19 protein-coding genes and 1 tRNA gene are annotated in these 24419 nt (G+C 59.6%); 2 read left to right on the forward strand and 18 right to left on the reverse strand.

Annotated features, from left to right (window positions below; translation table 11 throughout):
• Window positions 1-406: 406 nt before the first annotated feature.
• The 9 genes from rplT to recJ form a co-directional block, all read right to left on the reverse strand.
• Window positions 407-766, reverse strand: a complete 360-nt coding sequence (gene rplT, locus DW754_RS04470; RefSeq protein WP_006234421.1) for a 50S ribosomal protein L20 — start codon at window positions 764-766, stop codon at window positions 407-409.
• A gap of 46 nt (window positions 767-812) precedes the next feature.
• Window positions 813-1004 (reverse strand): 50S ribosomal protein L35, encoded by a 192-nt coding sequence (gene rpmI, locus DW754_RS04475; protein ID WP_006234422.1) that lies wholly within the window; start codon window positions 1002-1004, stop codon window positions 813-815.
• Window positions 1005-1036: 32 nt separating this feature from the next.
• Entirely contained in the window at window positions 1037-1606 is a 570-nt protein-coding gene (gene infC, locus DW754_RS04480) for a translation initiation factor IF-3 (protein ID WP_089573296.1), read from the reverse strand.
• Window positions 1607-2037: 431 nt separating this feature from the next.
• Window positions 2038-2124 (reverse strand) — tRNA-Leu (locus DW754_RS04485).
• Between the two features lie 39 nt (window positions 2125-2163).
• Window positions 2164-3597, reverse strand: coding sequence for a transglutaminase-like domain-containing protein (locus tag DW754_RS04490; protein ID WP_117758815.1), 1434 nt, complete (start codon window positions 3595-3597; stop codon window positions 2164-2166).
• A 352-nt stretch (window positions 3598-3949) separates the two neighbouring features.
• Window positions 3950-4816, reverse strand: a complete 867-nt coding sequence (fba, locus tag DW754_RS04495; RefSeq protein WP_117758814.1) for a class II fructose-1,6-bisphosphate aldolase — start codon at window positions 4814-4816, stop codon at window positions 3950-3952.
• A 194-nt stretch (window positions 4817-5010) separates the two neighbouring features.
• The gene (locus DW754_RS04500) at window positions 5011-5694 is read right to left on the reverse strand and encodes an MBL fold metallo-hydrolase (RefSeq protein WP_117758818.1); all 684 of its coding nucleotides are present in this window, start codon (window positions 5692-5694) and stop codon (window positions 5011-5013) included.
• A gap of 88 nt (window positions 5695-5782) precedes the next feature.
• The gene (locus tag DW754_RS04505; RefSeq protein WP_117758813.1) at window positions 5783-8143 is read right to left on the reverse strand and encodes a bifunctional (p)ppGpp synthetase/guanosine-3',5'-bis(diphosphate) 3'-pyrophosphohydrolase; all 2361 of its coding nucleotides are present in this window, start codon (window positions 8141-8143) and stop codon (window positions 5783-5785) included.
• Window positions 8144-8158: 15 nt separating this feature from the next.
• Complete coding sequence (recJ, locus tag DW754_RS04510; RefSeq protein WP_117758812.1) at window positions 8159-11446, reverse strand: single-stranded-DNA-specific exonuclease RecJ; 3288 nt, start codon at window positions 11444-11446, stop codon at window positions 8159-8161.
• 276 nt (window positions 11447-11722) lie between these two features.
• On the opposite strand from recJ, the gene DW754_RS04515 reads away from it, so the two are divergent.
• Window positions 11723-12721 carry a bile acid:sodium symporter family protein gene (locus DW754_RS04515; RefSeq protein WP_117758811.1) on the forward strand — a complete coding sequence of 333 codons (999 nt, stop codon included), beginning with the start codon at window positions 11723-11725 and terminating at the stop codon, window positions 12719-12721.
• 30 nt (window positions 12722-12751) lie between these two features.
• Here DW754_RS04515 and DW754_RS04520 read toward each other — a convergent pair whose 3' ends face one another.
• The 8 genes from DW754_RS04520 to DW754_RS04555 all read right to left on the reverse strand — a co-directional run bounded on the left by DW754_RS04520 (window position 12752) and on the right by DW754_RS04555 (window position 20824).
• On the reverse strand, window positions 12752-13549 hold the full coding sequence (locus tag DW754_RS04520; protein ID WP_117758810.1) for a DUF4931 domain-containing protein: 798 nt from the start codon (window positions 13547-13549) through the stop codon (window positions 12752-12754).
• 3 nt (window positions 13550-13552) lie between these two features.
• Complete coding sequence (locus tag DW754_RS04525) at window positions 13553-14230, reverse strand: copper homeostasis protein CutC (protein ID WP_117758809.1); 678 nt, start codon at window positions 14228-14230, stop codon at window positions 13553-13555.
• A gap of 294 nt (window positions 14231-14524) precedes the next feature.
• Window positions 14525-15238, reverse strand: a complete 714-nt coding sequence (locus DW754_RS04530; RefSeq protein ID WP_199411351.1) for an ABC transporter ATP-binding protein — start codon at window positions 15236-15238, stop codon at window positions 14525-14527.
• The gene (locus DW754_RS04535; protein ID WP_055287178.1) at window positions 15239-16099 is read right to left on the reverse strand and encodes an ABC transporter ATP-binding protein; all 861 of its coding nucleotides are present in this window, start codon (window positions 16097-16099) and stop codon (window positions 15239-15241) included. It lies immediately after the preceding gene.
• A complete protein-coding gene (locus tag DW754_RS04540) occupies window positions 16089-17168 on the reverse strand; it encodes a branched-chain amino acid ABC transporter permease (protein WP_117758808.1) in 1080 nt (359 codons plus the stop codon). The genes DW754_RS04535 and DW754_RS04540 overlap by 11 nt, the downstream gene beginning before the upstream one ends.
• 9 nt (window positions 17169-17177) lie before the next feature.
• Window positions 17178-18059: a branched-chain amino acid ABC transporter permease gene (locus DW754_RS04545; RefSeq protein WP_099432746.1), complete on the reverse strand. Its 882-nt coding sequence runs from the start codon at window positions 18057-18059 to the stop codon at window positions 17178-17180.
• Between the two features lie 139 nt (window positions 18060-18198).
• A complete protein-coding gene (locus tag DW754_RS04550) occupies window positions 18199-19386 on the reverse strand; it encodes an ABC transporter substrate-binding protein (protein WP_117758807.1) in 1188 nt (395 codons plus the stop codon).
• 271 nt (window positions 19387-19657) lie between these two features.
• Complete coding sequence (locus tag DW754_RS04555) at window positions 19658-20824, reverse strand: ABC transporter substrate-binding protein (protein ID WP_117758806.1); 1167 nt, start codon at window positions 20822-20824, stop codon at window positions 19658-19660.
• Window positions 20825-21074: 250 nt separating this feature from the next.
• Between DW754_RS04555 and DW754_RS04560 the strand changes: the two genes are divergently transcribed.
• Complete coding sequence (locus tag DW754_RS04560; RefSeq protein ID WP_117758805.1) at window positions 21075-22418, forward strand: homoserine dehydrogenase; 1344 nt, start codon at window positions 21075-21077, stop codon at window positions 22416-22418.
• Window positions 22419-22688: 270 nt separating this feature from the next.
• Here the strand turns inward: DW754_RS04560 and DW754_RS04565 are convergent, their stop codons facing one another.
• Window positions 22689-24251: a cation:proton antiporter gene (locus tag DW754_RS04565; protein WP_117758804.1), complete on the reverse strand. Its 1563-nt coding sequence runs from the start codon at window positions 24249-24251 to the stop codon at window positions 22689-22691.
• Window positions 24252-24419: the final 168 nt, after the last annotated feature.

A 24419-nucleotide genomic window follows, 5' to 3' on the forward strand; every position in this document is an offset into this window, starting at 1 on the left:
TCCAAGTTAGACCATTTCAAATGGTTCGATGTCTGCCCGGATGCGACACTGAAGTGAGTGTCCATCCTCGCAGTATCCGGTTCTCAAGGTGCACGCTCTGCGGCTGATCCGGTCCGACCGGGCCGCGCGGCAAGGAGATATATTGCCAGACCGCGAAGCCCTGTGGGACGTCAATTCCACTCTTCACAAGTCCTACACAACATATCGCTTTCTATAGCTAATAGAAAGACTGGTGCGGATCTTCCGCACGTATCAGATGATGACCCTTTGGTTCAGGAATATATAGAGATCGGTCACCTGTAAGTGTCTATCTACCCGCGCTTTTAGCAATGTAAACCGCGCTTCAGATAAAAAGAGGGAGCGCCGCGCACAACGCGACACTCCCCTAGCGATTCAAGAGAATCTATTAGGCCTCGAGAGCCTTCTTGGCGATGGTAGCCAGCTCGTTGAAGGACTCGATGTCCTCGTAAGCCATCTGAGCCAGGACCTTGCGGTCGAGCTCGATGCCGGCAACCTTCAGGCCGTGCATGAACTGAGAGTAAGAAATATCGTTCAGGCGAGCAGCAGCGTTGATACGAGTGATCCAGAGAGAACGGATCTCGCGCTTCTTGTTGCGGCGATCACGATACTGATACTGCAGGGAGTGCTGGACCTGCTCTTTAGCATGCTTGTAAGTACGCGAAGCGGCACCGTAGTAACCCTTCGCACGGTGCATAACGGTACGGCGCTTCTTCTTGGCGGCAACAGCGCGCTTAATACGTGCCATGTTCTATCAACTCCTAGACGGTAAAACGAAAAACGGGAACGCGAACTTAGGCGAGACGCGACTTGATGACCTTGCGGTCGGCAGCGGCGATCTCGGTCTCCTGACGGAAGCCACGCTTACGCTTGGTGGACTTCTTGCTCAGGATGTGGCTCTTGAAAGCCTTGGCGCGCATAAGCTTGCCGGTACCAGTCTTGCGGAAACGCTTCTTGGTGCCGCTGTGGGACTTCATCTTAGGCATGAAATACTCCTTAATCGGTTACAGAACACTAGTTACTTGCTATCGCTTGCCGCTTTATCCTCATCGAAGGCGCCCTTAATCGGGGCGAGCAGCATAAGCATGTTACGGCCTTCCATCTTAGGCTTGGACTCGACCGTAGCGTAAGGCTTGAGATCCTCGGCGAGACGCTCGAGAACGTTAAGGCCCTGCTCCGGGTGAGCCATCTCACGGCCGCGGAACATGATGGTGATCTTAACGCGTGCTCCCTTCTTGAGGAAACGCAGAACGTGGCCCTTCTTGGTCTCGTAGTCGCCAACGTCGATCTTGGGTCGGAACTTCATTTCCTTGACCTCGACCTTGGACTGGTTCTTACGAGCAGCCTTGGCCTTCATGGCCTGCTGGTACTTGAACTTACCGTAGTCCATGACCTTGCAGACCGGCGGCTCCGCGTTGGGAGCGATCTCGACCAGGTCGAGACCCTGATCGTCGGCGACGCGCTGGGCATCGCGGATGGCGAACAGGCCGAGCTGAGAGCCATCGACGCCAATCAAACGACACGAAGATGCAGTGATCTCGTCGTTGATGCGGGTGTCATCAGACTTAGCTATTTTCCCTACCTCCATTCATAAAAAAATAACCCGGCGCTTCTCAGCAACCAGGTCGTACACATAGACTTCCTCGATTTGAGGAAGGGAATCTAAGTTGTATGACCAGCCAGCTGCTCATTGGCGCCAAAAGGTGGGAACCCTCAGGTTCCTCTTTAGGGCATTGTGGGAACAACGCCTTGCGAATAATAACACGTACAGCGCGTTATCACATTACGTACACGAAAAAGGGACCTTGACCCCCTTGAACACTCGCTTGCATGTATGGTGCTCGAGGCGAGACTCGAAGGGCCTTCGCTTCGCGAAGCCCCGGGCTTCGGGCGCGTGGCGCCCTCGCCACGCTCCGCTACAAACAGGCCACAGGCCTGTTTGCTTAACGCTTCGCGCGCTCACGCGAGTTCGGCACGAAAAAGGGGGCCGCAACCCCCTTGAACGCTCACTTGCATGTATGGTGCCCGAGGCGAGACTCGAACTCGCACGTTGTTGCCAACGGTGGATTTTGAGTCCACTGCGTCTGCCAATTCCGCCACTCGGGCACGCAATGCGTGAGTTAGTTTATCACAGCTTTCTACCGATTAGTCCGAAAATGGAACTTCGAGCATTTCGATGAGTTCGACCGTGCGGAGCATCTCGCGCCGACGGCATCCGCGACCGTCGACCGAAGCCTCACCCATCTGGTTATCGTAAGGGTCCTCGCGCATGCCGTCGAAAGAGGGCTCAAACTCTGCCTGGAATCGATTGTTGGCCACCATACGCCACGGGTCGAGATTGCCAAAGTAGTGACGGCGGCGCCACTCCTCCCCCATCCTGCGAGCAGAAGATCCAAATGACACGTCGGCGTTGAGCCAACCGGTCTGCGGCGTATAGAACTCTGCCCAGTCGTGCGACCCCACCGAATCGGGCGCAACGTACAGGCCGCTCTGCCAACGGGCAGGCACGCCCGCGATACGGCACATGGTGATAAACGTGAGCGCCATAACGCCGCAATCGCCGCGGAGCGAATGCGCGCAGTCATCGACAATAGATCCCAAAAGCAAGTACGGCGGCTGATAGCGATAGTCGATATGCTGCGTCAGGTAATCATAGATAGCACGGGCGCGATCGAGCGGATCCTCGAGTCCGTCAACAACACCGGCCGTCAGCTGCAGCAGATACGGCGTGAATGCAATGTGCGGACGGTCCTCGGAAATATCCTCGGGCAGAGGCGCGTCCATACGCGGATGAACCGGAAGTGTGCCACCGTAGACATCACAATAAGCAGCATCGATGTGATAGCGATAGGTCGCCGAGAATGAGCGCTCACTCGAAGAAGACCACGAGACGGTACGCGCCGAAGCGTTCGCGGGAGCAACAGCACCCTCCGGCGTCATGTCGAGAATGTCGACCCGAGACTGCTGGCGGCAGGTGGCGGCAACGGGAAGCCAAGCGCGAACGGTCTCCCCCTCTAGAGCGCCGGGGACAGACACAGACGCTTTAAGCGTAATGACGCGAGCCAATCCGTTTTGCGACTCCATCTCCTTGAGCATCTCGTTGCGCAGTGCAATTCCGTCCGTAGGATCGGGACGCATGCCGGGGACCTCTTTGGGATATACGCGAAGCGAATCGAGGAAGTTGTCGAGAACGAACAGCTCGCCATCGATAAAGCGCCAGTCAATACGCTTACGGTCAATCAGATCGTCAAACTGCTCCTCGGTAAACTCAGGCCACTCCTCGCGAATCATCGTAATAGCCTGATCGCGCGACACCGAAAAATGAAGCGGCGTCTCGAGCATGCGATACCGCTCGGCACGAACACAAGCAGCCAGCGAAGGCTCGGGGTTCTGCTCCAAAAGGCGATCGCAGGCAGCAACAGCCTGCGTCAAATACCCGGCATCCTTAAGACGAAAAATCTCGGGCGGCAGTCCAACATCGAGATGACGAAAGTCATCACAGCGAACATCAGCAGAGCAACCAACTGGACCCTCGTCAATAACCTTCCCATCCGAAGGCAGCACATTAATAACAGCCATACCAAACTCCAAGTCATTAGAACTCTTGAAGCCCATTGTAGCGAGATAAAAAAGAAAGCCCCAATAAAGGAACCCTCAACACCGATAAACGGTACCTAGAAAAAATGAATTCAGCCCAGTAACCCTGTAGCGAGTTAACGAAGGAGGCCCCGTTTCCCCGGAGTTGATTCCGTCGCGCGACTTCTAGCGAAGCCAGTAGCCACCTTAATTCAGACTCGTAACCCTGCGGCGTTAAACGAAGGAAGCCCCGTCCCCCGGAACTGTTTCCTTGGCGCGACTTCTGGCGAAGCCAGGTGAGCGCAAAGGAAACAGTGTAGGGAGACGGGGCTTCCGGCGGGAAGTTTAGCGACGCTTACGCCTTGTTGACGGAGCCAAACTCCTCCATGAGCTCCTTGGTGCGGGCAACGATGTTCTCGCGACCAGGCTTGAGGAGCTTGCGGGGGTCAAAGCCCTTGCCCTGCTGATCCTTGCCAGCCTCGATATACTCGCGAACGCCCTTGGCGAAGACGAGCTGCAGATCGGTGTTGACGTTGATCTTGGAGATACCCAGGGAGATGGCCTTCTTGATCTGATCCTCGGGGATGCCGGTGCCACCGTGCAGGACGAGGGGCAGGTCGCCGGTCTGAGCCTTAATCTCGCCCAGGCGCTCGAAGGAAAGGCCAGCCCAGTCGGCAGGGTACACGCCGTGGATGTTGCCGATACCGCAGGCGAGGAAGTCGACGCCCAGGTCAGCAATCTGCTTGCACTCAGCAGGATCAGCGAGCTCGCCGCTGGAGGTCACGCCGTCCTCGGTGCCGCCGATGCCGCCGACCTCGGCCTCGATGGACATGCCCTTGGAGTGGGCAAGCTCAACGAGCTCCTTGGTGCGGTCGAGGTTAAGCTGGAAGGTCTCCTCGTGAGAGCCGTCATACATGATGGACGTGAAGCCAGCCTCGATGCACTTGAAGCAGTCCTCGTAAGAACCGTGATCGAGGTGAAGGGCGACGGGAACGGTAACGCCCGTGGCCTCGACGGCAGCCTTGACCATGTCGGCGCAGACCTTGAAACCGCCCATCCACTTAGCGGCACCAGCGGTGCACTGAAGGATCAGCGGAGACTTGGCCTCCTCGGCGGCCTGGAGAATAGCCAGGGTCCACTCGAGGTTGTTGGTGTTGAAGGCACCGAGAGCGTACTTGCCGGCCTCGGCCTTCTTGAGCATGTCTGCTGCGTTGACGAGCATAAAAGAAACCTCCTGTAAGGTTGCTCCGATAACGCCTGAGATTTTACCACGACATACCCGAGCATAAACGTTCGTTTGTTCACGAATACCATCCGATTGGACAAATTTTGACCGTTTGCCCCACAGAATCGACCCACTGGGGAAAATAGCTTGACGATTGAGCGGTCTTCGTGATTCGAAAGACGGCTTCGAGCCTACATCTGCATAAACGGATTCTGCATAAGTTCGCGCGCCATCGTGGTCGAATCGCCATGGCCCGTCAAGCAAACGGTATCGGGCGGAAGCGTCTTGGCAAGTTTGGAGAGCGAGCGCATAATCGCCGCCTCGTCACCGCCAGAAAGATCGGTACGACCGTGGCTGCCCGGGAAAAGCGTGTCGCCCACAAAGGCGATGTTCCCCTGCTCGGTCGCGGCGAACAGGACGATGCCGCCCGGCGTATGCCCCGGCGTCTCGATCACCTGCAGGCAGATATCGCCCAATTCAATCGTATCGCCCTCGGCAAGCAGCCGCGTCGGCTCGCCCGGATCGGGCGTCTCAATACCCCACATGGCGCGCTGCTCCTCGATATTTGCGCGAGGCACCGTCACGTCCTTAGCGCACAACTCATATAGTGCGCTGTCGCCAACGACAGCTCGAACCCCGGCGACCCCGCCAACATGGTCGGCATGACCGTGCGTGCAGACAGAGCCGAGTACGCGAACTTCGGGATGCGCGGTGCGGATATGCTCCACAAGACGCTCGCCCTCCCACGCCGGATCGACGATTAAGCACTCGTCATTCGAAATCACGGCGTAACTGTTGGTCTGAATCGGGCCGTTGACGAGTGCCTCAATCGAAGCTGCACCTCGGGGTGTCAGGTCCAAAGTCATATCGCCCATGCGCATACCCTCCTTCTAAAATACGTTCGAGGCACCAAACGATGCCTCGAACGTAACCAATATCTATGATGCTGAGAGGCTCTCGCACCTACACACGGCGCTTGAGCTGAGCTCCGCCTTCGCCGGGCATAAGACGGCGAGCGTCGTAGACCGAATCGACACTGCTGATGGAAGCCAGCAGCGGATCCAGACCGCTCGCGTCCGAGATCTCGACCATAAAGCGCAGGGTTGCAATACCCTCGCGGTTGGTCGACGTGGCGGCAGAAAGGATATTACCGCCCGCATCGCCAATGGCAATGGTGACATCCTTGAGCAGGCCCATGCGGTCCAGGCACTCGACCACGATCTCGACCTGGAAGAGGGTGTCGGCAGCGCCGTCCCACTCCACATCGATCATGCGCTCGGGATGTTCCATGAGACCCTTGACGTTAGGGCAGTTGGCGCGATGCACCGAAACGCCGCGACCGCGCGTGATGAAGCCGACGATGTCGTCGCCCGTCACGGGGTTGCAGCAATGAGCCAGACGGACCAGCAGGCCGCTGTTGCTCTCGCCCTTGACGATAATGCCGTTACTGGCGCTCTTGCCGCGCTTTTGCGGCTTGCGGTTGGAGCCGCGAGCGGGCTGCTTCACGACCTCGGCGATAGCCTCGGCCTTGGTGAGCTGTTCCTCGGGCTTGGGGTCCAAGATTTGCTCGACCTTATTGCCCACAGCGCGCGGGGCAACCTTGCCGGCGCCGACGGCGGCAAACAGGTCCTCGAGCTGCTTGAAGTTAAACTGCTCCGCCACGGCGTTGAGTGCACGCGTCGAACGCGGCGTAGAAATGCCATAGCCACGCTTACGCAGGTCCTTGGCCAGCATATCGCGACCGGCGGCAGCGTCGTCGTCCTTGGTCGCGGCGGCAAAATAGCGGCGGATCTTTGACTTGGCGGAAGGTGTCTTAACGATCTTGAGCCAATCGCGCGACGGCTTGGAACTCTTGTTAGTCAGGATTTCAACGCGGTCGCCCGTCTTGATCTCGTGCGTGAGCGGAGCCACCGCACCGTTGATTTTGGCGCCGACGCAGTGGTTTCCCACCTCGGTGTGAACGGCATAGGCAAAGTCGAGCGGCGTGGAGCCGGCACGAAGCGCCATGACCTCGCCTTTGGGCGTGAAGACAAAGATCTCCTGATCGAACAGATCGACCTTCAGCGAGTGCAGGTATTCCTTGGCATCGGTGATCTCGTCGGAAGCCGCCCAATCGAGCGAATGCTTGAGCCAGTTGATCTGGTCGTCCAAACGTTGAGCGTCATTGGTCTTGGAAGCAGACGATCCGCCCGACTTCTTATATAGCCAGTGGGCGGCAATGCCGTACTCGGCCTGCTCATGCATCTCGTAGGTTCGAATCTGAATCTCGAGCGGACGAGCCGTAGGGCCGATGACCGTCGTGTGGAGCGACTGGTAGTTATTGACCTTAGGCATGGCGATATAGTCTTTAAAGCGACCAGGCATGGGGTGCCACAGCGTATGCACCGCACCGAGCGTGGAGTAGCAATCGCGCACCGAATGGGTAATTACACGCAGCGCCACCAGGTCGTAGATCTCGGAGAACTCCTTGCCCTTGCGCTTCATCTTTTGGTAGATGGACCAATAGTGCTTGGAGCGGCCGTTGATCTGGAAGTCCTCCAGACCAATGCGGTTGAGCTCATCGGTAAGCGTCTTGATGGTCTCGGCAAGGTAGCGTTCGCGGACCTCGCGCGACTCAGCTACCATACGCGCGATGCGCTGGTAGGCATCGGGCTCCAGGTAGAAGAAGGACAGGTCCTCGAGCTCCCACTTAATAGAGCTCATGCCCAGGCGGTCGGCCAAGGGCGCGTACACGTCCATGGTCTCGCGAGCCTTAAACAGGCGACGATCCTCGCGCAGGGCTGCCAGCGTTCGCATGTTGTGCAGACGATCGGCAAGTTTAACGATGATGACGCGGATGTCCTTGGACATGGCGAGGAACATCTTGCGCAGCGTGAGCGCCTGCTTCTCGTCCATGCTGTCGACTTCGATGTTGGTGAGCTTGGTCACGCCATCGACGAGCTCGGCCACCGTATCGCCAAACAGGCCGGAAACATCGGTGAGCGAGGTCTCGGTATCCTCGACAGTATCGTGCAGCAGCGCGGCGCACACCACATCGCAGTCCATCTTGAGATCGGCCAAAATGATGGCAACCTCGACGGGATGGTTAATGTACATCTCGCCCGAGCGGCGCTTTTGGTTGCAGTGCTTCTCGGCGGCAAAGCAGTAGGCCTGCTCAACCTTAGAAAAGTCGTCCTCATTCATATATTTGAGGCACAGGCGCTCCAGCTTGTCGTAGCTGTCCGCCATAATCTCGGGCGGCAGCTCATCGGCATGCTTATAGTGCTCCATCTCCGAAAACGGCTGGAGGGTGGAATCATGGGCGGTACGGGCTGCGGCATCCATCGAGGTCCCCTTCCCCTAGGCCCGCGGTACGATCGGGCGGTTAACTTTGGCTAGCATATCAGAAGCGCACGAATCGAGCGCCCAGCTCCGGAAAGCCGAAAACTCCATGCGCGAGCGCAAGCCCTCCAAATAGCGAATTGACCTGCTCAATTGCACGCGGCCGGGGTTTTCGGCCATCGCGATGCGACGAGTGTCGTCAAACCCCGAAACTCGACAGAAACCAAGCTCTTCGAAGATTCCCAGGCCGCTTTCCACCGAACGCTCGTCGACCGGCGTGCGAGCATCGATGGCAAGGCACATCTGCGCGATGTCGATATCGCTCGCACTAAAGGAATCGTCCCCGGTTTTGCCGCGGTTGGAGCGCCACATGGTCTGCAGCGCGCGATAGAGCGTGACGAGCTCGTCGCGCTCGGGCGCATAGCAGTCGAGCAGGCGCTCGTTAATGCGGGCGTCGCGCGACGAATAGAGCAGATGGATCACGGCGGGCTGGCCATCGCGGCCGGCACGTCCGCTCATCTGGTTGAACTCGATGGCGCCAAACGGCATGTGGTAGAGCACGACATGACGGATATCGGGCAGGTTGACGCCCTCACCGAAGGCCGAAGTTGAAACGATGCAGCTGAGACTTCCGTCTCTAAAGGCTTCCTCAACACGGCGGCGATCGGAGCGCGCAAGCCCGGCGTTATAGAACGCGATATGGGTCGCACAGTCGGGAACGCGTTTGCGCAACGTCTTGGCAAGCGCCACGGACTGGTCGCGCGAGTTCACGTAGATAACGGTCTTCTCCCCCGTCGCCACGATCGACACCAGGCGATTTTCGCGGCTCGCAAGGTCACGGTCGTCCTCGAGTTGCAGGTTCTCGCGAACGGTCTCGTCGACCACCGTCCTGGTAATCGGCAATACACGAGCAAGCTCCGCCACGACCGGGGCCGTCGCGGTAGCCGTTGCCGCCATGACAACGGGGTCGCCCAGGGCTTTGAGGATATCGGGCATGTCGAGGTATGCGCTCCGGTCGCCGCCTTTGGCAAGACCGGCATGGTGCGCCTCGTCGATAACGACAAAGCCGATGCGTCCAGAACGTGCAAAGCGATCGCGATGGATAGACAGGAACTCAGGCGTCGTGAGAACAATGCCGGTGCGGCCCGAAGCCAGGCCGGCAAACACGTCATCGCGCGCCGCCTCCACGGTCTCGCCGGTCAGCACGCCAACGCCAATGCCGAGCGCGGCCATCGTCGAGGAAAGGTGATAGGCCTGGTCGGCAACGAGCGCGCGCAGCGGATAGACAAAGATACTCGCACGCCCGCGAAGAACCGCCTCGCGCGCGGCATGCACATGGAAGATAAGAGACTTGCCGCGCCCCGTTCCCATAACGGCCAGAACACTTTGGTGATCGGCCAGGGCATCGAGCGCCTCGACCTGCGCGCGGTGCGGCTGGTTCGATCCGATAAAGCTGTGAATGAGCGAGCGCGTGAGCTCGGTATAGGAAAGTTGGGCAAGCGTCTCGCGTTTACGCGACTCCAGGCGCAGGCCAGAATCCGCCGGTTGTACGCCGCGGCGAAGCTCACATGCCGGATCGTCGATATTGGGTGCCGTGGTATCGCGCACCAAGACATCTTTGATCATGAGCTTGGGCTTCACACGTCCCTGCCAATGCTCGGCCACGGCCTCGAACACCAAATCGACGGCGCTATCGCAATTGATAAGCCTATCGATCTGCGGCACACGAAACATGATGGCCGGCACACTCGTGGCGCCATCCGTCGCCACGAAGCGCATATGCTCGCCGGTCTTGCCCACCACGGCGCGATCGCACATCGTCACGCCCTCGGCAGCCAACAGCGGCACCTTATTACCCTGGCCAAACGGCTCAAGGCGAGAAATCTGCTCGATGGTCTCGATATTCAATTCGGAAAGGTCGACCGTGGCGGCAACCTCATCGGTGTCCTCAAAGTCCTCGGCGGGAAGCTCGGACAACACGGCGGAAAGGCGACGACGGAACTCGTCGAGCTTGGACGCCTCGATGGTCACGCCCACCGCACCGGCATGCCCGCCGCGGCGAATCAGCAGGTCGGAACAGCGCTCGACGGCTTCGAACAGGTTGACCTTGCCCACCGAGCGGCCCGAGCCACGTGCTATACCGTCCTCGATAGAGAAGAGCAACGCCGGCACGTGATATCGGTTGGTAAGGCGGCTCGCCACGATGCCTTTAACGCCCTCGTGCCAGCCCTCGCCACCCACGACGATTGCGCGACCGCCATCATAGGTCTCCTCGACCTTTGCCATGGCATCACGCGTGAGCTCCGCCTCAATCTCGCGACGCTGACGGTTGATCTCCTCGAGCTCGGCCGCCAGTGCACTTGCTTCGATAGGATCGCGGGCAAGCAGCAGGTCGAGCGCCAGCTTGGGATCGGCCATGCGGCCGGCGGCGTTTAAGCGGGGAATGAGCGAGAACGATAGACCGTCCGCCGTAATGGTAGCCAGATCGGCCTTGGCGAGCGCTGCAAGCGCGATGTAACCGGGACGAGCCGTCACGCGCATCTGCTGGATGCCCTCGGCGACCAGTGCGCGATTCTCGGGCGTGAGCGGCATCATGTCGGACACGGTACCCAGTGCCGCGACCTCAATCAGCGAACGCCAATACGACGGCTTGCCCAGACGCTCGCCCAAAACCTGCACCAGCTTGAGCGCCACACCGGCACCGGCAAGTTCACGCGAGGGGCCCTTATCCTCGAGTTTAGGGTCGGTCAGGGGCACGCCCTGCGGCACCTGATCGGAGGGCTCGTGATGGTCCGTGACCACCAAATCGATCCCCAGGCTCTCCAGATAGGAAACCTCTTCTTTGGCGGCAATGCCGTTATCGACGGTCACGATCAGCTGGGGACGAGCGAGCTCGTTAACGCGGTCGAGCGCCGCGCGCGAAAGACCGTAGCCCTCGTCAAAGCGATGTGGAATAAACGGCGTAACATCGGCGCCAAACGTGCGCAGCGCCTCGGTCAACAGGCAGGTCGACGTAATACCGTCAACGTCAAAATCGCCAAAGACCGCGATATGCTCGTGGTTGCGAATAGCATGCTCGACGCGGTCGGCAACGACCGACATGCCTGGGATAATGAGTGGGTCGGCCCAGTCGCGATCGAGCGAAGGCGTCAAAAACAGCTGGCCTTCCTCGATGGATGTAATGCCGTGCGCAACCATAATGCGCGCCACCAGCCCGGGAATGCCCAGGCCAACCGAAAGCTCCTTTTCGAGCTCGGGGTTTTGCTGAGCGACCGCCCAGCGATGCGTCGTCTTAAGCGATGACATAGGCGCCCACCCCCGATAGGGGCAGGTCGCCGCGATACCTCTCACGGTTCATAGCGATGAGTCCTCTGTGTATGCCCGCTTCGGCAGGCAGATCTGTTGAACGGATTTATTATACCGTGCAGCACGGACGCAAATCGCCGCAGCACGCCGCGGTTTCGGTAAACGATGCCGGTAATAGCCTCGAAATATTCGAGCGTTTCTGACGCACGGACGCATGCGAGCGTCTAGCATATCCATTCAAAACGGATTCACGAGCAAAGGGAGTCGCAAGCGCATATGAAGCAATGGGTTGGACTGGGCAAATTTCTCGCGGGATACATGCAGGTCATCGTTCCGATTTGCGTGGCGCTCGGTGTGCTCTTTCCCCAGCAGATTGGCGTACTCAAGCCTATCGTTCCCGCCCTGTTTGCCTTTATGACGTTTCAGGGTGCGCTCAGCAACACCTTCCACCAGGTAACCGAGGTGTTCCGCCGTCCGCTGCACCTGGTCTTGGCGTTGCTCGTCTCGGCGGTGCTTATCCCTATCGCAGCCTATGCCATGGGATCGTTATTCTTTGGCTCCAATCCCAACCTTGTCTGCGGTATCGTGCTCGAGTACAGCGTACCTGTGGCAGTCACTGCCTTTATGTGGATTAGCATGTTCGGCGGCAACGGCCCGCTCGCGCTCACCATCATCCTGACGTCCTCGGTCATCTCACCTGTGACGATTCCTCTTACGCTCAAGCTCTTGCTGGGCGCCACCGTCTCGATCGATGTGCCGAGCATGATGCAGGACATGGCCTTTATGATCGCCATCCCCGCCGTGCTCGGCATCGTGATCAATGAACTCACGCGCGGCTGGGGTCATGAGAAACTCTCCCCCGCGCTCTCGCCCGCCTGCAAGTTCATGATGATGGGGGTCATCGCGTCCAACTCCACCGCCATGAGCGAGTACGTGCTGCACATGAACGCGGTGCGCCTGGAAGTCGCCCTCTTTATCCTTTCGTTCGCCATCAGTGGCTTTATCATCGGCATCCTGGTCGCACGTGCCCTGCATCTGCCGTATAGCGAGACGACCACCATGTGCTTTACCTGCGGCATGCGTAACATCTCTTCGGGCGCCGTCATCGCCACACAGTACTTTCCCGGCGAGGTCGTATTCCCCGTCATGTGCGGTACGCTGTTTCAACAGGTGCTGGCCTCGATTATCGGACATCTCTTTGAGCGCCTGACCGGCGAGGAGCGCGCCAAACAGCGCAAGCGGGTCAAGGCCGGCCGCGACGCGATGGCAAGCTAGGCAGCACGCTTTTCGCAGGCACTCGCCTTGCTACGCGAGCGTTTCCAGATGCGCGCGTAGGCGCTCGGCATCGACATCGAGCGTTGTCTCGGCATTGACCTGGGCCAAACGATAGCCCACAAAGTAGGGCGAAACCACCCAACGTGGCAGCGCCTTGGCAATGGTCCGGCCGTCCATGTGGTAGAAGAACAAGTTGTACGACTCCGCACGACCGCCGTGGTGCTCGTGCAGGATATAGCACAGAGCTACCTGGATCGCATCGGCAAACAGGCCCGCTTCGGCTTGGTCGCGGGCGTCGTCGCTGGCGGCGATTCCCTGTGGAGCCGAGACGTTGACCTCAAAGAATCCCATGATCGGCTCGGTTGAGATGTTGACCGCGACCCTCCCGTGTCGCCAAACATCGATGCCTTCAAAGTTGGCTGAGGTCAGCGCCGCATAGCCGTCCTCCTGTTCCAAGCCCACAATCTGCATGTGTGGATGGACGAGGCTGCCGCCCGAAAGCGGGCCTTTGTTCTTGTACATGAGCACACTGCGGTACTGTTGGGAATCGATCATCTGCTGCCAGCAGCCCAGGGCAAACCGCATCACATGATGCAGCTCATCCGGTTCATAGGTCACCAGGTCGGCGTCGTGATTGGCCGACTCGATCAATACGGTCTGACGGGTGGCCCGCAAGGTCTTGAACTTATTCTCGAGCCAGATGCAGTCACCATCGCGCTGGATGATGTTGGCGAGCCCCTCCGTGTCGCAAAAAGGGCACGCGGTGCCAAGGCGACGATTATCGTCGGGCTTGCCGCTCGCCTGCTGAACGTCAAATACCAGCGCCACGGGTTATACCTCCAGCGGCACGATCTTGGTGCCATGGAGCTCGGAGACGCCTAGCGCCGCCGCGACCGCGTCGCGATTTGCCGTAGTAATGCCGCCGCCGGGAAGGATGGTCAAACGATCGCCCGCATACTCGATTAAACGAGCCAGGTGATCGAAATTATCCTCGATCGACGTGCCGGCAGCGCCGCCATGCGTGAGGATGCGCGTAACGCCGCAGTCGGCAAGCGTATCAATCGCATCGAGCTGAGCCTCGGGCGAGAGCTGGTCAAATGCCATGTGGAAGGTGATGTCGATGGGCTCACGCTTGCACTCCTCGGTCGCGCAGCCCGCAGCCATCACGAGAGCGCCCAGCGTAAGATCGTCGAGCGCCCAGCCGCTGGCACAGGGCTTGCAGCAGCCAAAGACCAGGCCGTCAACGCCGGCGCTCACAGCAAGGCCCAGGTCCATCTCCATCATGCGCAGCTCGTCCTGGTCGTAGTGAAAGTCGCCGCCACGCGGGCGAATCATGCACATCACCCGTGCATCGTGCTCGTGGACATAGTTGGTCGTAGCGCTGATAACGCCGGCCGAAGGCGTGGTGCCACCAACGGCAAGGTTGTCGCACAGCTCGATACGCCTTGCACCGGCATCGATAGCCGCCGGCACCCGCTCAAAGTTCTCGGCACAAAACTCGTACACCATAGATAGACCCCCAGATGACATTTCTATTTCCACACGGCATTGTCGCACTTTAAAAACCAACCCGCATGACAGAGCAAAATGATTTGGTGGGGACGAAGGAAAACGTCCCCAACGACTACCTCCAACGCCGCAGGCAGAGGACGGACAGCGAGCGGGCACCAGAGCGAACAGATTGGCATGAAAAGAGGGCGGCATAGACCTTCTGGTCATGCCGCCCTCTTTGAATGACAAGCTGTCGCTCTGGTGCCCGCGCAGCGTCGACTGGTCCGCCGTTCGGTAGAACGGCGGAACCGCCTAACCGCCCAAGTAAGCTTTGCGGACGTTGTCGTCGTGCAGCAGCTCTTGACCAGTGCCGGTCATGGTGATCTTGCCGGTCTCGAGCACGTAACCGCGTGTGGCGATGGAAAGCGCCATCTGCGCGTTTTGCTCGACCAGAAGCACCGTGGTACCGGCCTTGTGCAAGTCCTCGACAATCTGGAAGATCTGTTCGATCAGAATCGGTGCCAGACCCATGGAAGGCTCGTCGAGCATGAGCAGTTTGGGGTTACTCATAAGGGCGCGCCCCATAACGAGCATCTGCTGCTCGCCGCCTGAAAGGGTGCCGGCGACCTGGCGACGACGTTCCTTCAGGCGCGGGAACTGCTCGTAGACGCGCTCCAAGCCCGGAGCCACCGTGGACTTGGGCTGCGTATAGGCACCCATCTCCAGGTTCTCCTCGACCGTCATCTGCAAAAAGGCGCGACGACCCTCGGGAACCTGAGCCAGGCCCTTACCAACCAGCTTATCAGCGGGCGTATGAGTAATGTCCTCGCCCATAAACTTGATGGAACCGGTCTTGGAACGCAGCAGGCCCGAGACGGTCTTGAGCGTTGTGGACTTGCCGGCACCGTTGGCACCAATCAAGGCCACGATCTCGCCCTCGTTAACGTTAAAGGAGATGTCCTTAATGGCGTGGATGGCGCCGTACCAGACGTTGATGTTGTAGACGGAAAGCATCAGCTCTGCCATTTAGTTCTCCCCCTTATCCTGCTTGCCCAGATATGCCTCAATAACAGCGTCGTTGTTCTGGATTTCCTCTGCCGTGCCCTTGGCGATGACCTTACCAAAGTTGAGCACGCAGATGCCCTCGCAGATGTTCATAACGAGCGACATATCATGCTCGATAAGCATGATGGCAATGCCGAAGGTGTCGCGAATCTTAACGATGTTCTCCATGAGTTCCGCGGTCTCGGACGGATTCATGCCGGCGGCAGGCTCGTCGAGCAGCAGCAGCTTGGGGTTGGTGGCAAGCGCGCGGACGATCTCCAGACGACGCTGAGCGCCGTAAGGCAGCGATCCGGCCTGTTCATTTGCCAGGTGCTCCATGTCAAAAATGGACAGCAGCTCCATGGCACGCTCGTGGGCGGCCTTCTCGTGCTTCCAATACGTCGGCAGGCGCAGCACGCCCTCAAAGCCGGAGTAGCGCTCCTGGTTGTGCAGGCCGACCTTAACGTTGTCCTCCACCGTCATGGTGTTGAACAGGCGAATGTTCTGGAAGGTACGGGCGATGCCCATACGGTTGACCTGATAGACCGACTTGCCAGAGGTGTCCTCGCCGTCGAGCAGGATGGTGCCGTGCGTGGGCTGATACACCTTGGTGAGCAGGTTGAAGACCGTGGTCTTACCGGCACCGTTGGGGCCGATGAGACCGGCGATCTCGGTCTTGCCGATAGTCAGGCTAAAGTCGTCGACTGCCTTAAGGCCACCGAACTCAATGCCCAGGTGGATGCACTCGAGTGCCGGGCGCTCGCCCAGGTCGCGGTCGGGAACGATGGCGCCAGAAGGATACGGGACCATCTTGCCCTTGTTGAACTCAAACTTACTGGGCATCGGCTGCCACCTCCTTCTTGGAAGCAAAGCGGTCCTTGACGCGACCGAAGAACGCCTTGAGCTGCGGGTTGTTGGTAAAGATCATGACCAGGATCAGCACGATGGCGTAGATGAGCATGCGGTAGTCCGAGAACTGACGGAGCAGCTCGGGGAGCACCGTGAGCAACGCCGCCGCGATGACGGAGCCGCGCATATTGCCCAGACCGCCCAGGACCACGAATACCAGGATGAGGATGGACGTGTTGAAGTCGAACTTGGTGGCGGAAAGCTGCGAGAAGTTACCGCCGAAGAGGGCTCCGGCAGCGCCGGCGAGGGCAGCGGAAACCACGAAGGCAATCATGCGGTACTCGGTGACGGAGATGCCTACGGACTCGGCTGCAATCTTGTTATCGCGCACGGCCATAATGGCACGGCCGGTACGGCTGCGAACCAGGTTGAGCACGATCACGAGTGCGACCATGACCAGGATGGCACCGGCGAGGAAGGTCGAATAGGTCGACACGCCCGATGCGCCCTGCGCGCCCTTGATGATGGCGGTGCCGTCCTCGAGCAGATGCAGGTCGTCGATCGTAGAGTTGCCCGTGATGTTAAAGATCACGTGCAGGCCGCGGGAGTCGACGCCCACAATAAGGCAGGTGACGATCTCTTTGATGATCTCGCCAAAAGCCAGGGTCACGATGGCCAGATAGTCGCCGCTCAGGCGCAGGACCGGGATACCGATCAAGAAGCCCAGGATGGCGGCAGCGATGGCGCCGACCACGATGCTGATGATAAGGCGCACAGGATCGGAGGGAACGGCGCTCTCGAGGGCGACCGCGGTGACGATGCCCGTGTAGGCACCGACACTCATAAAGCCCGCATGACCCAGCGACAGGTCGCCCGCGATGCCGACGACGAGGTTGAGGGAAATGGCCATGACGATATAGGCCGTGATGGGAACCAGCTGACCGGCGATCATGCGCGGAATCATGTGGTTCGACTGCATAAAGAACACGATGGCGAAGGCCACGATGCACATGGCGTACGTAACAAAGTCGTGACGCGTCTGCTTGTCTTTAAGAAACTTCATAACGCTCACCTACACCTTCTCGGGGACGTACTTGCCCAAGAGGCCGGCAGGCTTGACGAGCAGGACGATGATCAGAACACCAAAGACGATGGAGTTGGCAAGGCTCGTGGAAATGTAAGCCTGTGCCATCGCCTCGATGATGCCGATGAGAATGCCACCGACAAAGGCGCCGGGGATGGAGCCGATGCCACCGAAGACGGCGGCGTCGAAGGCTTTGATGCCAGGCATGGCACCCGTCGTGGGCTGCAGCACCGGCGAGTAGGAGCACAGGAGCACACCGGCGATGGCGGCAAGGGCAGAGCCGATGGCGAACGTCATCGAGATGGTACGGTTGACGTTGATGCCCATGAGCTGAGCGGCGGCCTTGTCCTCGGACACGGCGCGCATGGCTTTGCCCATCTTGGTCTTACCTGTAAAGAACATCAGGCCGGCCATGATAACCAGGCAGGCGACGATGGTGACGAGCGAGACGGCGCTTACGTTGAACTTGGCCAAGAACTCCGGCACCTGGAAGGTGACGAGCGAAGTAAAGTTCTTGGGCGTGGCGCCCCACAGAAGCTGCGCGGCGTTCTGCAGGAAGTAGGACACGCCGATAGCCGTGATCAGAACGGCCAGCGGGCCTGCTTGGCGCAGCGGCTTATAGGCCAGACCCTCAATGAGAACACCGAGAACCGTGCAGACCACACAAGAGAGAACTACAGATGCCCAGCCCGGGAGGCCGAGATACGACGTGGCACAGAACGAGACATAGGCACCGACCATGATGACGTCGCCGTGAGCGAAGTTGAGCATCTTGGCGATACCGTAGACCATGGTGTAGCCCAACGCGATGATGGCGTAGACGCTGCCCATGGACAGGCCGTTGACCAGGTATTGGATAAAGACCGTCATGTTCCACATCCCCCTTTCGAATAGGTTTCCAGTTGATGTATGAAACAGGGACGTTACATCGTCCCTAGATACCAAGCAAGCAGGGAAGGCCAAAACCTCCCCTGCTTGGGATCAAAACCGCTCTATGTAAGGCGGCCAATTAGGCCTGTACGTACTTGCCGTCGGTGATGACGTAAGCCGTGGGCTCCTTCTGGACCTGGCCCTTATCGTTCCAGGTGAGCTTGCCGGTCAGACCGTCAACGGTAATCTTGAGCATAGCCTTGGACAGCTTCTCGGCGGCCTCGGTCGGATCGGCGTCGACGCCAAGACCGGCCTCCTTGAGGGCCTCGGCCACCGCGTGCACGCCATCGTAGGCATCGGCGGCAAACTGGTCGGGGGTATCGCCGTACTTATCCTTGTAAGCGTTGACGAAGTCGGCGTTCTTCTCGTCGTCGGCGGAGAACGGGGTCATGAGCAGCAGACCCTCGGCAAGAGAGGTATCGAAGCCCTCAACGCCCAGGATGCCGTCCATGCCGTCGCAGCCCATCATCTTGACGTCGTAGCCCATGTCCTTGGCGTTCTTGAGCAGGACGGACGCCGGCGTGTAGTAGATCGGCGCAAAGATCATGGTGGCGCCGGCCTGCTTGGCCTTGGTCAGCTGGTTCGTAAAGCTCGTGGCGGAGTCGTCCTTAAAGGTCTCCTCGTCAACAATCTCGAGCTTGGACTCAGCGGCCTGGGCCTTAAAGGAATCTGCGATGCCCGAAGAATATGCGTCGCCGGAGTTATAGAACAGCACGAACTTCTCGTCCGCATACTTCTGCGCCAGGAACTTGGCAGCGTTGACACCCTGGTTGGGGTCGGTGAAGCAAACCTGGAAGACACAATCCTTGCCGTCGGTGACGTCCTCGGAGGACGCGGACGGGGTGATCATGAACGTCTTGGGGTCGTTACCACACTCGGCGGCAACGGCAACCGACGCACCCGTGGTGGTCGGGCCGACGAGGGCCTGCATGCCCCAGTCGAGCAGGGTGTTAAAGGCGTTGACGGCCTTCTCGCCATCGGCCTGGTCATCCTCGGCCTTGCTAGCAAGCGGCAGCTCCTTGGTCGAGAAATCCTTGCAGCCAAGCTCGACACCCTGGGTAACGGACTTGCCGTAGGACGCGTTGGCGCCGGTCAGCGGGCCGATGGTGCCGATCTTAAACGAAGCGTCGCCCGACGCGGAACCGCTGTCGCCGCCGTTGGAGGAGCAGCCAGCTAGAATGGACATCGCCCCCAGACCTGCTGCGCTCGCGATAACGCTCCTGCGATTCATAACAGGGTTCAATGACTTACCGGTGAGGCTCGACATGCGGCTCTCCTCTCAAATCTCGTCGGGTTTCGGTTACCCGACAGGCCATCCTTCGCCGTGTTCGGCGTTCGCAAAATAGTAGACGCTTTAGTTGAGAAAAGTGACGATTATTTCAACTTTTCTTTTGTTTTGTCCATTTATCCATAATTATGCGTATTTCTATCGATTTATGCAGTTTAGCCACTTTATTGTGTGAAAGTAATATTTCCATTCTGTTACAAGCGCCCCTGCCCTGATTAAAACACCCTCACCGGTCGCGTTTTGTACGCACCTAGGCGGCGATGTACTTGCCGTCCTGAATCACATAGGCCGTAGCGGGCTTTTCAACCTGGCCCTTGTCGTTCCACGTCAACTCGCCCGTCAGGCCCTCGATCTTGATCTTGCGCATGGCCTTGGCAAGGTCGCCGGCAATGTCGGCGCCGTCGGCCGTAATGTCAATGTCTGCCTTATCGATGGCCTCGACAATCGCGTGGACGCAGTCATAGGCATCGGCGGCAAACTGGTTGGGCGTCTCGTCGTAGGCATCCTTATAGGCCTTGACGAAGTCGGCATTCTTCTCATCGTCAGCCGAAAACGGGGTCATGAGCAGTACGCCCTCGGCAAGAGAGGTATCGAAGCCTTCCACAGAGAGCAGGCCGTCCATGCCGTCGGTACCCATGAGGGTCATGTCGTAGCCCATGTCCTTGGCGTTCTTGAGCAAAACGGACGCCGGCGTGTAGTAGATCGGCGCAAAGATGAGCGTGGCGCCGGACTCCTTGGCCTTGGTGAGCTGGTTGGTAAAGCTCGTGGAAGAGTCGTCCTTAAAGGTCTCGGTATCGACGATGTCGAGCTTGGACGCCTTGGCCTGCTCGGCAAAAGCGTCGGCAACGCCCGAGCTATACGTATCGCCGGAGTTGTAGAACAGGGCGATCTTGGCATCCGCGTACTTCTCGGCCAAGAACTTTGCGGCGCTGGCGCCCATGGTGGGATCGGTGAAGCAAACCTGGAAAACCGTGGTCTTGTCCTTGGTGACGTCGAGCGACGAGGCCGAGGGCGTGACCATGAGCATATCGTCGGCGATCTCGCCCGAGACGGCGACGGCAGCACCGGTCGTGACGGGGCCGACGAGCGCCTGCATGCCCCAGTCGCACAGGGTATTGAAGGCGTTGATGGCCTTCTCGCCGTCAGCGACGTCGTCCTCGGACTTAAGCGAGAGTTTGAGGTCCTTGGTCGAAAAATCCTTGGCGGCGAGCTTGGCACCCTTCTCGGCCGAAACGCCATAGGTTGCCGCGGCGCCGGTCAGAGGGCCGATGACACCAATCTTGAAGGTCTTGCCGTCATCGGCGGAGCCGCCGTCCGAGCCACCCGACGAGCAACCAGCGAGTGCCGCGGTGCTACCGAACGCCGCGGAACCAGCCAAGAAACTCCTGCGGTTAAGTACGTTATTGATGCTAAACATGGTATCCCCCTTTTCGCTGGCCGCGGTGCGGCCGTCTTGCGGTACAGGGCAAACCTTATGGTGCAAACGTTGACAGTTTGTTACGGAGTTCCGTTTGTAGCGAGCATGTTTCCAATGTTTCCGCAGCGTTTCGGGGGTGCCGTTTTGTGCGACTCCTGTTGCCTGGCGAGCACGCGCTCTCGGTTCACGCTAGAATGCACTCAACCTTTAAGCGGTTAATCCATCCATAAGATGCACCAAGGAGCTATCTATGAGCGAACCCCTGCGCACCGTGAACGTCGGTCTGATCGGTCTGGGAACCGTCGGCGGCGGCGTGGCCCGTCTGATCAAGAGCCACCACGATGAGTACCTGGCAGCCTACGGCATCGACCTTAAACTGACCCGCGCCTGCGCGCTTGCCTGGGAGCAGGCCGAAGCAGCCGGTATTGAGCGCGAGGCCTTTACGAGTGACTGGCATGACGTCGTCGCCGACCCCGCCGTCGACATCGTCGTCGAGCTGATCGGCGGCGAGCATCCCGCAACCGAGATCTTCACCACTGCCTTCGAGAACGGCAAGCACGTCGTCTCTGCCAACAAGGCCCTGCTGGGCCGCCATGTCGAGACGCTCGCCGAGAAGGCGCGCGCGTGCGGCGTGCAGATTAAGTGCGAGGCCAGCTGCGGCGGCGGCATCCCCATCGTGAGCACGCTCGAGCACGACCTGGTGGGCAACAAGATCCTGACCATCGCCGGTATTCTCAACGGTACCACCAACTATATCCTGTCGCGCATGGATGCCGAAGGCGCCGATTACGCCGATGTGCTCGCCGACGCACAGGCCAAGGGCTATGCCGAGGCCGACCCGTCCGCCGACGTCGACGGCTTCGATGCCGCCAGCAAGACGGCGATCCTCGCTTCCATCGGTTTTGGCACCCGCGTTACCACCGACGATGTGTACCAGCAGGGTATCCGCACCATCGGCGCCGAGGACATCGCCCAGGCCCGCGAGCTCGGCTACACCATCAAGCTGCTCGGCATCGCCCGCAACACCGACGCCGGCGTCGACGTCCGCGTGCATCCCACGCTGATCCCCGCCGACCACATGCTCGCCAAGGTCAACGGTGCCATGAACGCCGTCTACGTAGTAGGCGACGCCGTGGGCGAAACCATGTTCTACGGTGCCGGCGCAGGCTCCTTCCCCACCGCGAGCGCCGTCGTGGGCGATATCCTGTCGCTCTCCGAGCAGATCAGCCGCGGCGTGGCTCCGCTGCCCGAGATTGAGCCCTATGGTCACAACCTCGCCTTTAAGCCTATGGACGAGCTCCAGACCAAGTACTATGTGCGCCTGAAGGTCGCCGACCGCGTGGGCGCCCTGTCCGAGACGGTCGACATCTTTGCCAAGCACAACATCTCGATCTCGCTCATCAACCAGGTCGAGGACGGCAAGCCGGGCGTCAGCGATGCCTGCTCGGTCATCTTCCTGACGCACCGCGCGCTCGAGAAGGACGTCCAGGCTGCCGCCGCCGAGCTTGCCAGCGTCGACTGCGTGGCCGAGGTCGCCAACGTCCTGCGCATCGAGGACGTTGAGGCCTGGACCGAAGGCGTCATGGCCAACTAGTCCACTACTTCGAACCTCAACGAAGCTCAACGCAAAAGGCGCGCTGCCTGCATCAACCACAGGCAGCGCGCCTTCTTCTGTTTGCAGGGGAAGCTGCGTCCCGGTATTTCAGCTCAGAACGGGGCGAAGCTTCCCTCAGGGCCTTTTTCGGAAACTATGTCCCATTCTGGGCGCGGATTCTGGGACACGCTTTCCGCAACGGGCCTCTCGCGGAAAGCACGTCCCACTCTGGACGCCAATTCCGGGATGCATTTTCCGCGGCGGCGTTGGCTACCTGCCGTCGTCGTCCTCGGCTTCTTCTCTTGCATAGAGCTCCAGCATGCGGCGGCGGTATTCGCGCACGGCGAGCTTGGCGCGCTCCAGACGGCGGCGCTCGCGTGGGGTCAGCTCGGACGGGTCGACCTCGTCTCCATAGGTCTTATCGGCAAGTAGGTGCGCCGCGTCCACGATGCGGGCATCGATGTGGCCGCTCGCCGCCTCGGCGGAAAGACGCTCGGCAATCGTATCGAGCGTAGGCAGGCCCTCGAATACGCGACCATGGCCATGCGAGGTCAGCAGCTCGTGCTCGCGTGCGAGCAGGCTCGCCAAATCGTGATGGGCGCGCAGGATGTCAAGTGCATCGGATGGATGCTCGGCAACCTCTGCCACGGCGGCGACCGGCGCGGCGTCGACTACGCGGTAGAAGAGCTGCGCGAGCAATGGCATCAAGAACACTGTGATGGCACCGGCGGCAACCATGACCGACGCAATATCTTGCGACAGCGCGCCCGCGTTGACGGCCAAGCTCGTTACGGCAACGATGATCGGCAGCGCCGTGGTGCAGTAGAGCGCCACGGTAATGCGGCCATACGCCGACACATCGCGCGTCACGGGACAAATGCTCATAGAGATGAGAATGGGCACGGCACGAATGATCAGCAGCGCCAAGATAAAGCCCACGAGCAGCCCGGGGCGCGACACCACGGCCGTCAGGTCGATCTTAGCGCCCGACACGGTAAAGAACACCGGGATCAAAAAGCCGTAGGCCAGGCCGTCGAGCTTGGTCTCAAGCGTATGGTTGCCCTCGGGGATGATGTAGCGCAAGACAAAGCCGGCGGCAAAAGAACCCAACACAATGTCGAGATCAAAGACGGCCGAGAAAGCCACGAGTGTGACCAGGATGAGCACCGTCAGGCGCACGAAGGTCTGCGACGTGGTATCGGCGCGCTCCTCGACAAACGCAAAGAAGCGGCTGCCGACGCGTTTGGAGCGGCTGGGGACCACGGCAAGCAGCACGCACACGGCGGCAAATAAGCCCAAGATCAGCAGCGTCTCGATGCCCGTACGGGCAGACAGCAGTACCGACATGGCGAGCACGGGGCCGAGCTCGCCCCACGTACCATAGGCAAGAATCGAATCACCGACGCGCGTTCCGGCAAGCAACCGCTCGCGCAAGATGGGCATGAGCGCCCCAAGCGCCGTCGAGGTCAAGGCGAGCGTCACGGCGATACCGTCGAAATGGCTGACCGAGAACCACGGGGTAAAGCGCACGGCAAGCCAGGCGATACAAAATGTGACAGCCCACGTGGCCATACCGTAGCGGCCCTCGATGCCCGTGATGTTCTTGGGATCGATCTCAAAGCCGGCAAGCAGGAACAAAAATGCCAGACCGAGCTCTGACACGAGCGAGACCTCGGCATCTACATGGATGACGCCGAGCATATGGGGTCCCAGCACTGCGCCGAACACGAGCAAAAAGACCGTTTCGGGAACGGGCTTTCCGGGAATCGCCGAGGCGATGAAGGGGCTTGCAAAGGCCACGAGCGCGATGATGGCGAGTGAAACGAATGCCATGTGATGCCTTTCTCTTGTTTGCGCATCACTGTAGCACCCTCGCCGTCCTCAACGCGCCGCGAGCTGTCGTATCATAGTGAGGTTTACAAACATGTGGCTCAAGGCGACCGCAGGGCAGACCCCGCAAACCGACCGCTGCCGCATACCGTACCGTACGCCCAACCGATC

Origin of the sequence: Collinsella sp. AM29-10AC, from assembly GCF_003469085.1 — a bacterium.
Taxonomy (GTDB): domain Bacteria; phylum Actinomycetota; class Coriobacteriia; order Coriobacteriales; family Coriobacteriaceae; genus Collinsella.

Coding starts and splice junctions, on each gene's coding strand:
- DW754_RS04490 (WP_117758815.1), bottom strand. CDS start 3,597: ATGGCTGTTATTAATGTGCTGCCTTCGGATGGGAAGGTTATTGACGAG.
- rpmI (WP_006234422.1), bottom strand. CDS start 1,004: ATGCCTAAGATGAAGTCCCACAGCGGCACCAAGAAGCGTTTCCGCAAG.
- rplT (WP_006234421.1), bottom strand. CDS start 766: ATGGCACGTATTAAGCGCGCTGTTGCCGCCAAGAAGAAGCGCCGTACC.
- DW754_RS04500 (WP_117758818.1), bottom strand. CDS start 5,694: ATGGGCGATATGACTTTGGACCTGACACCCCGAGGTGCAGCTTCGATT.
- DW754_RS04545 (WP_099432746.1), bottom strand. CDS start 18,059: ATGACGGTCTTTATCCAATACCTGGTCAACGGCCTGTCCATGGGCAGC.
- DW754_RS04540 (WP_117758808.1), bottom strand. CDS start 17,168: ATGAAGTTTCTTAAAGACAAGCAGACGCGTCACGACTTTGTTACGTAC.
- DW754_RS04565 (WP_117758804.1), bottom strand. CDS start 24,251: ATGGCATTCGTTTCACTCGCCATCATCGCGCTCGTGGCCTTTGCAAGC.
- DW754_RS04550 (WP_117758807.1), bottom strand. CDS start 19,386: ATGTCGAGCCTCACCGGTAAGTCATTGAACCCTGTTATGAATCGCAGG.
- fba (WP_117758814.1), bottom strand. CDS start 4,816: ATGCTCGTCAACGCAGCAGACATGCTCAAGAAGGCCGAGGCCGGCAAG.
- DW754_RS04560 (WP_117758805.1), top strand. CDS start 21,075: ATGAGCGAACCCCTGCGCACCGTGAACGTCGGTCTGATCGGTCTGGGA.
- infC (WP_089573296.1), bottom strand. CDS start 1,606: ATGGAGGTAGGGAAAATAGCTAAGTCTGATGACACCCGCATCAACGAC.
- DW754_RS04525 (WP_117758809.1), bottom strand. CDS start 14,230: ATGGTGTACGAGTTTTGTGCCGAGAACTTTGAGCGGGTGCCGGCGGCT.
- DW754_RS04555 (WP_117758806.1), bottom strand. CDS start 20,824: ATGTTTAGCATCAATAACGTACTTAACCGCAGGAGTTTCTTGGCTGGT.
- DW754_RS04530 (WP_199411351.1), bottom strand. CDS start 15,238: ATGGCAGAGCTGATGCTTTCCGTCTACAACATCAACGTCTGGTACGGC.
- recJ (WP_117758812.1), bottom strand. CDS start 11,446: ATGTCATCGCTTAAGACGACGCATCGCTGGGCGGTCGCTCAGCAAAAC.
- DW754_RS04535 (WP_055287178.1), bottom strand. CDS start 16,099: ATGCCCAGTAAGTTTGAGTTCAACAAGGGCAAGATGGTCCCGTATCCT.
- DW754_RS04515 (WP_117758811.1), top strand. CDS start 11,723: ATGAAGCAATGGGTTGGACTGGGCAAATTTCTCGCGGGATACATGCAG.
- DW754_RS04505 (WP_117758813.1), bottom strand. CDS start 8,143: ATGGATGCCGCAGCCCGTACCGCCCATGATTCCACCCTCCAGCCGTTT.